The organism is Bacillus sp. CHD6a, assembly GCF_001293645.1.
Taxonomy (GTDB): Bacteria; Bacillota; Bacilli; order Bacillales; family Bacillaceae_I; genus Sutcliffiella_A.
In genome coordinates this window covers 23,517-30,323 of sequence record NZ_LBMD01000015.1, presented here as the reverse complement: position 1 = coordinate 30,323, position 6,807 = coordinate 23,517, and the positions used below count along the sequence as shown (strand labels likewise).

The following is a 6,807-nucleotide window of genomic DNA, read 5'->3' as shown; positions in this document are numbered from 1 at the left end:
TCTTTCATATACAGCTTTGTCCATTGAAGCATTTACAGGGAAGAGAACGGTATATCCGTCCGTTCGGGACTTAAAGAGATAGTGTCCCTCTACAACTTCTTCAGACGATTGTAGAAAGTCTTTTGTAAACTCATCTTGGAAAGCTACTGTATCAGGCACATCTTCTTTATTTTGCATCCCACAACCAACTAGTATTGTTACTAAACTTAAAACTCCTAATAACATCTTTATATTCATTGTTTACCTTCTTTCAACAATCAATCTTTAAATTTCTATAAAACGATTCCCTATGTATTAAACAAATAATCCCCTTTTATTGTAAATATTTGAAGTTACAACACTTATATGGGACCTTATCATAGTAAAACTTTTCTAAAAAAATAACATCTTTCTTTAGTACTACTTGTACTAGGTTTCACGTCCGTATAAACTAACTTCCACTGCTTTAGGTCTTGAGACGCCTTCTCTCTTACCGTTTGAACTTCTCTTCCACTGCTTCCGGGCTTGAGACGCCTTCTCTGATACCATTTGACCTTCCCTTCCGCTGTTTCGGTTCTTGAGAGGGCCTATCTGTTACCGTTTTACCTTTTCTCCGACTGCTTCGGGGCTTGAGACGCCTTCTCTGATACCATTTGACCTTCCCTTTCGCTGTTTCGGGTCTTGAGACGGCCTATCTGTTACCGTTTTACCTTTTCTCCGACTGCTTCGGGGCTTGAGACGCCCTCTCTCTTACCATTTAACATCTTTTTCAATAACTTAAGGACTTGAGACCTTGGGAGTTTTTCAAAAAGTCTTGTTAAACACAAAAAAACGGATCTCCACTATGAAATCCGTTTAAACTCTTCCTATTAACATCCTTATTTCGGTTGCATTCTAATTGCTCCATCGAGCCTAATAGTATCACCATTCAACATTGGATTTTCTATGATACTCTGTACAAGTTGGGCATATTCTTCCGGGTACCCCAGTCGGGATGGAAATGGCACCATTTTCCCAAGGGAATCTCTTGCTTCTGCTGGTAAGGAATCAAACATTGGGGTGTGAAAAAGTCCTGGAGCAATGGTCATAACTCGGACTCCAAATGACGCGAATTCCCTGGCAATCGGCAAGGTCATTCCAACTATCCCGCCCTTTGAAGCAGAATAAGCTGCCTGGCCGATCTGTCCGTCAAATGCTGCGACAGAAGCAGTATTGACGACAATTCCCCGTTCCCCTTCTGAGTTCGGTTCATTTTCTTTCATTCGTTCAGCTGCTAGACGAATAACGTTGAATGAACCTATCAGATTAATAGAGATAACTTTGGAAAAGTCATCAAGCGAATGGGACCCTTTTCGGTTCAATACTTTTTGTGCCACTCCGATTCCTGCACAATTCACCACCGTATTTATGTACCCGAAAGTATCAATACCATTATCTAATGCGTTGCAAACATCTTCTTCCTTTGTAACGTCTGTCTTTACAAATAAGATGGAGTCACCTAACTCTGCCTTTAACCTTTCATCTCTTTCTTCTGATAAATCTGCAACAACTGCTTTTCCTCCTTTAGAAACGATATTTCTGACAGTTGCCTCCCCAAGTCCGGAAGCTCCCCCCGTCACGAGTGCTACACAGTTTTGAATGTTCATAGAAAACTACCTCCTTCAATGTATTGCTAAAGTTTATGCAAAAAGCATGCCAGTAAAGTTAGTAGTGTTTTCAAGATAAGTGTATGAAATCTGTACAACCTGTATGAATACTGGAATCATCTATATAAAAGAAAGGGACACATCGCTTTCCAAGATGTGTCCCCTACATTCTCTTATTTTATTTTCACTTTGACTTGTTCTGTAATTCTTGCAGGGTATTCTGTAATTTTCAACGTAATTGGACTGTCCATTTTATCCGTATCCAAGATCATCCCTTGTTCAAACATATTTGTTCCGTCGATATATGAATATGTTCTCGTGTTATATTCATGAATGGTCCCACTCGCATCCACGATGTTGTTATCAAAAAGCGAAAAGAAGTAATTATGGTCTTTTGGGTCGACCTCAATCTGAAAATATATCCCTTTCACGTCTTTTTCTCCATCTTCCAGCCAAACCTTTTTTAACCGCTCATCACTTGGTGCCTTAATGAAGCTTTCATTTTCTAAGTCCATAACAACTTCCAGTTCGTCTTTAGAGAGAGCGGTAAACGAGGAGAAGACGAGGTCAAGTTGCTGAGGTTCAGAAAAATAATTGCTCTCAAAGTACATTACTATTTTGTTATCATCGATTGAAGAGCCACCGTCTGAAGTCCATCTGTTCCCTTTTTCATCTTCTAGGGCTATATCATCAAAACGGAATATATCGTGAGTGTTAGACTCATCATATTCTAAGAATAACGCAATTCGGGTTGGATGAATTTCCATTTTTTCAAAGTAGATGGACTGCCCTCCAGCTTCCACTGCCTTGTCAATAAATACCTCTTTCGTTATTGATGAAAATTTTTGTGTATCAACTTCAATAGGAAAATAAAGGCCATTTATCACATCTACTTCATTTAAATTCATGCCAGTTTCTAAGTTAAATTTTTCAGGAATCATCATTCCATGCGGATAGGTAACTTTTAATTCACCTGAAACCTTTTCACCTTTCTTTACTTCACTATGACTTCCATAAGTCATCCCATACTCACCGAGTTTTTCACCTGAATGTGATGTCAATTTGATATTACTCAGATTGATTGTGGAATGATTGTTTTCACTTTCTATGGTATAAAACACCAGCATCTGCGTTTCATCCACTATGATGGCATCTATTGTCAATGAAACGCCATCATTCTCTTTTGTAATTCCCACTTCTTGAAGGTAGTCGTTTTCTACAGCGGACATAATTCCTTTATTATGACGAATCAGCTCCACTATCCTCTCCATTCCGGGAATGGTGCTTACGTAGTTTGCGAATGCCGGGGATACCCTAATAGTGGTAAGGAAAATGATAAGGAGGATGCTTGCAGCAACCATGCCAATTCTCCAGAAAGGAGGTCGGGTAGTCTTTTTCCCTTTTCTGATTCCACTTCTAATGTAATCATCAATATCATGAGGGATTTCTACGGTACCGTACTTCTTCTTCCACTCAAGCAACTTCTCTTCTTCTTTTTCAAACATGCTTGCTTCCTCCCTTCTCATCCCAATACAGACGTAATTTTTCCAAGCCTTTTCTCAACCACGTTTTCACGGTATTCTCTGAAGAATCCATTACTTTTGCGATGTCTTTTATCATAAAGTCCTCCAAATATCGAAGTTGAATGACTGTCTGATATGGCTCACCTAAGAATGCAATAACCTCTTGGACTTCCAATTTAAGTTCATTATCTTCCGTATACGGCTCCTCCATCTTCATTTGCATATTAGGCTCCCGTTTTTTCTTTTTCCATTCATCCCTGCAGTAATTGATCATGATCCTTACAAGCCAGGTGGAAAAATAGTCTGGCTGTTTTAGTTTTATCATCCCTTTATATGCTCGATAGGTTACCTCTTGAATGGCCTCAAGCGAATCCGCTTCATTTTTCAAGTAGGAATAGGCAATTCGATAAAGTTGTTCTTTATGTGTTGAGATCAGCGTAAAAAACGCCTCTTCATCTCCCTTTCTGGCTTTCTCCACCAACCGTTTCGTTTCCAAATTCTCACGCCCCTAAAAGCTCTTTTGCTGTCCCATATATTCATTAGACATTTCGATCTATCAAAAAGTTTTAACAAAATAAAAAATCACCTGTTGTTTTTCCGAACAGCTGATTCCATCTAAAATATATGGCATTCCACTTCAATTATTCGACATTTCACCCATAAATACTAGATACATCAGCTTAAATATCTAATAATTATTTATAATCTGTTAAAATGAATACAAAGATACCATTGAAGGAGTTTATACCAAATGACCAAACGATTAATGCTTATTACCCAAAATATCGGAGATGCATATACTCAACAAATTAAGGAAATGGCTCCAGACTTTGACCTTATAATAGGAAAAGACAAAGAAATTTGGGCACCCCATGTTAAGAACGCCGAAATAATCGTTGGCTGGAAAAAGGAACTAGATAATCTTTCGTTAACCAAAGGCTCACCACTTAAGTGGATACAATCCTGGAGTGCTGGTGTCAACAGCATGCCGCTTTCTACTCTATCTGAGAAAGGAATTATTTTAACCAGTGCAAATGGTGTTCATGCTTACCCAATTTCTGAAACAATCTTTGCTTTGATGCTAGGGTTAACTAGAAAAGTTCATACATATGTAAAACAACAACAGGAAAAAGTATGGCATCATGCACAAATGAATCTTGAAATTCATGAAAAAACTGTAGGTATTATTGGAGTTGGAGAGATTGGAAAAGAAACAGCGAAAATTGCCAAAGCTTTTCGAATGAACGTTTTGGGTGTCAGACATTCTGGAAAACCTACTGACTATGTTGATGAGATGTATACCCCAGATAGGCTCCATGAAATTTTACCTAAATGCGATTATGTAGTCATTACGCTTCCTTTGACTGAAGAAACGGAAGGAATGTTTGGTAGTGAAGAATTTAATCGGATGAAAAAGTCTGCTTTCTTCATTAATATAGGGCGCGGTGAAGTAGTAGTAGAAAATGACCTTGTACAGGCCTTACAAGAGAACGACATTGCCGGCGCAGGGCTGGATGTTTTTATCAAAGAACCGTTACATGAAAACAGTCCTTTATGGGATATGAATAATGTTATAATTACCCCTCACACCTCAGGGTCAACCGAGCATTATTCCAAACGCGTAATAGAGGATATCTTTATTCCAAATCTCAAACACTATCTAAAAAATGAAAAGCCTTTAATAAATGTTGTGGATTATAAAAAAGGGTATTAAAAATGGTTTAACCCGTTAGGTTTAAGGGTAAATAGGGAGAGAGTTAGGGGGAACTACACATGCATCGGAATAGTCAATTACATAACTTTTTATTAGAAAAAGCAAAAGTTCTTACAGAAGAATGGTATGAATCCTTGGATAAAGTCAATTCCAAGGGGGTTTATGCCTCCACAAATCCAGATGTAATTGCCACATTAAAAAAGCAAAATTTTGAATTTCACCTTCAATTATGTAAAATTTTTATTGAAGAAGAAGAAAAATTCTTCAAGGACTTTGAGGCTTGGATATTGTCTATTGCACAGGATGATCAACATCTAAAAACGCCCATCCACCATATTTTAAAGGAGTTCTTTCGGGTTCGGGAGCAGTACTTGGATTTTATTGACGAGTTTGTCACCCTGCACCAAGAGGAAAAAGACCAACAGTTACTATATAACCAAATGATTATGAAAGCATTTGACAATGTAGTGTTTAAGTTCGTCGAAGAGAATCAAAAATATGCAGAAGAACGCCTGCAAGCACAGCAAGACATGATTAAAGAGTTAAGTTCGCCAGTCATTGCCCTTGATAATAACCGAGCACTCTTGCCTTTAGTTGGAGATATTGATACAAGCAGAGCAAGATTCATTCTCGAAAACACCTTGGAGCAATGCGGTGAAAAAGGTATCAATCATTTATTTATAGACCTTTCAGGCGTGGTAATTATAGATACACTTGTTGCCGACCAAATATTTAATCTCATTAAAGCGCTGAATCTAATTGGTGTGAAGACGACCTTATCTGGCATCAGACCGGAAATTGCCCAAACCACTGTTCAATTAGGTTTATCTTTTCAAAACGTTTCCATCAAACCTACATTGGCAGGCGCACTGACTTTGCCACCTTTATCCACTACCCGACGCTAACATGTCGGGTTTTTTCTTATCTATGCTGATAAAATATGGAGTATTGTGTTTAAAGTCTTTCTAGAAAGAGTATTTAAACTATATATATCTGAGTAAGTAGGGTATATGAAAAATAAGAAGAGATCCCTTCTTCTTATAAAAGGAGTGAAGAGAGATGGAAAAGTTACTTAATGAGATATTAGCAGAATTAAAAGAAATAAGAGCCGCGCAATTAGCGATTGTGAAAGAGCAAGAAACTCTAAAACAAAATTGCGTTGATTTAAAAAGAGATGTTACCAACCTAAAGGATGGGCAACAAGAGAAAAATACGTTAATCAAACACACCCTCACACTCCAAATTGAAAATATGCTAGAAATAAGAAATATGTTAAGAACATTGGAACAGAATCAGAAGTCATCGGTCATTCCAAAATAAGTCGTTACCAAACAGAAAACACTTCGCTCAATAATGGAGGAAGTGTTTTTCTATTTTACCTTTTGTGTACCTGCACTCTTTTTCAATGTATGTAACTCCCGGTAAATATCTAAAATCTCTTCTTTTTTCATTCTCACCAGCCCACTGGAGGATGGTGCTACAAAATCAATGGTCCCTTTAACAATGGTTCTACTTTGTTTCCCCCATTCCACTTGACGTACACCGCTATATTCCTGATAAACCCCTTTTCCTACAAAGCAGACTATTTTCGGTCGAAAGAGTTCTATCTTTTCTTTTAACTCCACTCTACCTTTTTGGTACTCTTCTTTGGTAATGTCCGCCGCTCCTATAGTCGGCTTCGAAACGATATTGGTCAAACCATAATGCAGCTCTACTAACTTGAAATCCTCAGTCGGAGCATATTTTCTTGGAGTTAATCCTGCTTCAAAAAGGATGGACCAAAACCTGTTGGTTGGGTTTGCATAGTGGTGACCCGTTTCACCTGAGCGGATACTTGGATTAAAGCCAACAAAAAGAATATCTAGATTATGACTGATATGGTCATATATGGCCTCCATAGTTTCACCTCTTTTCTTCCATTTATTTTAGCAAGATTAATAAAAAA

7 protein-coding genes and 1 pseudogene are annotated in these 6,807 nt (G+C 37.9%); 3 read left to right on the top strand and 5 right to left on the bottom strand.

Annotated features, from left to right (window positions below; all coding sequences use genetic code 11):
• The 4 genes and pseudogenes from AAV98_RS12870 to AAV98_RS12855 all read right to left on the bottom strand — a co-directional run.
• Window positions 1-237, bottom strand: a pseudogene (locus tag AAV98_RS12870) (hypothetical protein); the annotation flags it as partial.
• Between the two features lie 620 nt (window positions 238-857).
• Window positions 858-1,625 (bottom strand): 3-hydroxyacyl-CoA dehydrogenase, encoded by a 768-nt coding sequence (locus tag AAV98_RS12865; RefSeq protein ID WP_060665975.1) that lies wholly within the window; start codon window positions 1,623-1,625, stop codon window positions 858-860.
• A 173-nt stretch (window positions 1,626-1,798) separates the two neighbouring features.
• Complete coding sequence (locus tag AAV98_RS12860; protein WP_060665974.1) at window positions 1,799-3,130, bottom strand: DUF4179 domain-containing protein; 1,332 nt, start codon at window positions 3,128-3,130, stop codon at window positions 1,799-1,801.
• A complete protein-coding gene (locus AAV98_RS12855; protein ID WP_060665973.1) occupies window positions 3,123-3,644 on the bottom strand; it encodes a sigma-70 family RNA polymerase sigma factor in 522 nt (173 codons plus the stop codon). Before AAV98_RS12855 ends, AAV98_RS12860 begins: the two co-directional genes overlap by 8 nt.
• Window positions 3,645-3,899: 255 nt before the next feature.
• Between AAV98_RS12855 and AAV98_RS12850 the strand changes: the two genes are divergently transcribed.
• The 3 genes from AAV98_RS12850 (at window position 3,900) to AAV98_RS12840 (ending at window position 6,182) form a co-directional block, all read left to right on the top strand.
• On the top strand, window positions 3,900-4,862 hold the full coding sequence (locus AAV98_RS12850) for a D-2-hydroxyacid dehydrogenase (RefSeq protein WP_060665972.1): 963 nt from the start codon (window positions 3,900-3,902) through the stop codon (window positions 4,860-4,862).
• 59 nt (window positions 4,863-4,921) lie between these two features.
• Window positions 4,922-5,767, top strand: a complete 846-nt coding sequence (locus tag AAV98_RS12845) for an STAS domain-containing protein (RefSeq protein WP_060665971.1) — start codon at window positions 4,922-4,924, stop codon at window positions 5,765-5,767.
• A gap of 154 nt (window positions 5,768-5,921) precedes the next feature.
• A complete protein-coding gene (locus AAV98_RS12840; protein WP_060665970.1) occupies window positions 5,922-6,182 on the top strand; it encodes a hypothetical protein in 261 nt (86 codons plus the stop codon).
• Between the two features lie 50 nt (window positions 6,183-6,232).
• On the opposite strand, the gene AAV98_RS12835 is transcribed toward AAV98_RS12840, so the two are convergent.
• Window positions 6,233-6,760: a mismatch-specific DNA-glycosylase gene (locus tag AAV98_RS12835; protein ID WP_060665969.1), complete on the bottom strand. Its 528-nt coding sequence runs from the start codon at window positions 6,758-6,760 to the stop codon at window positions 6,233-6,235.
• Window positions 6,761-6,807 lie beyond the last annotated feature (47 nt).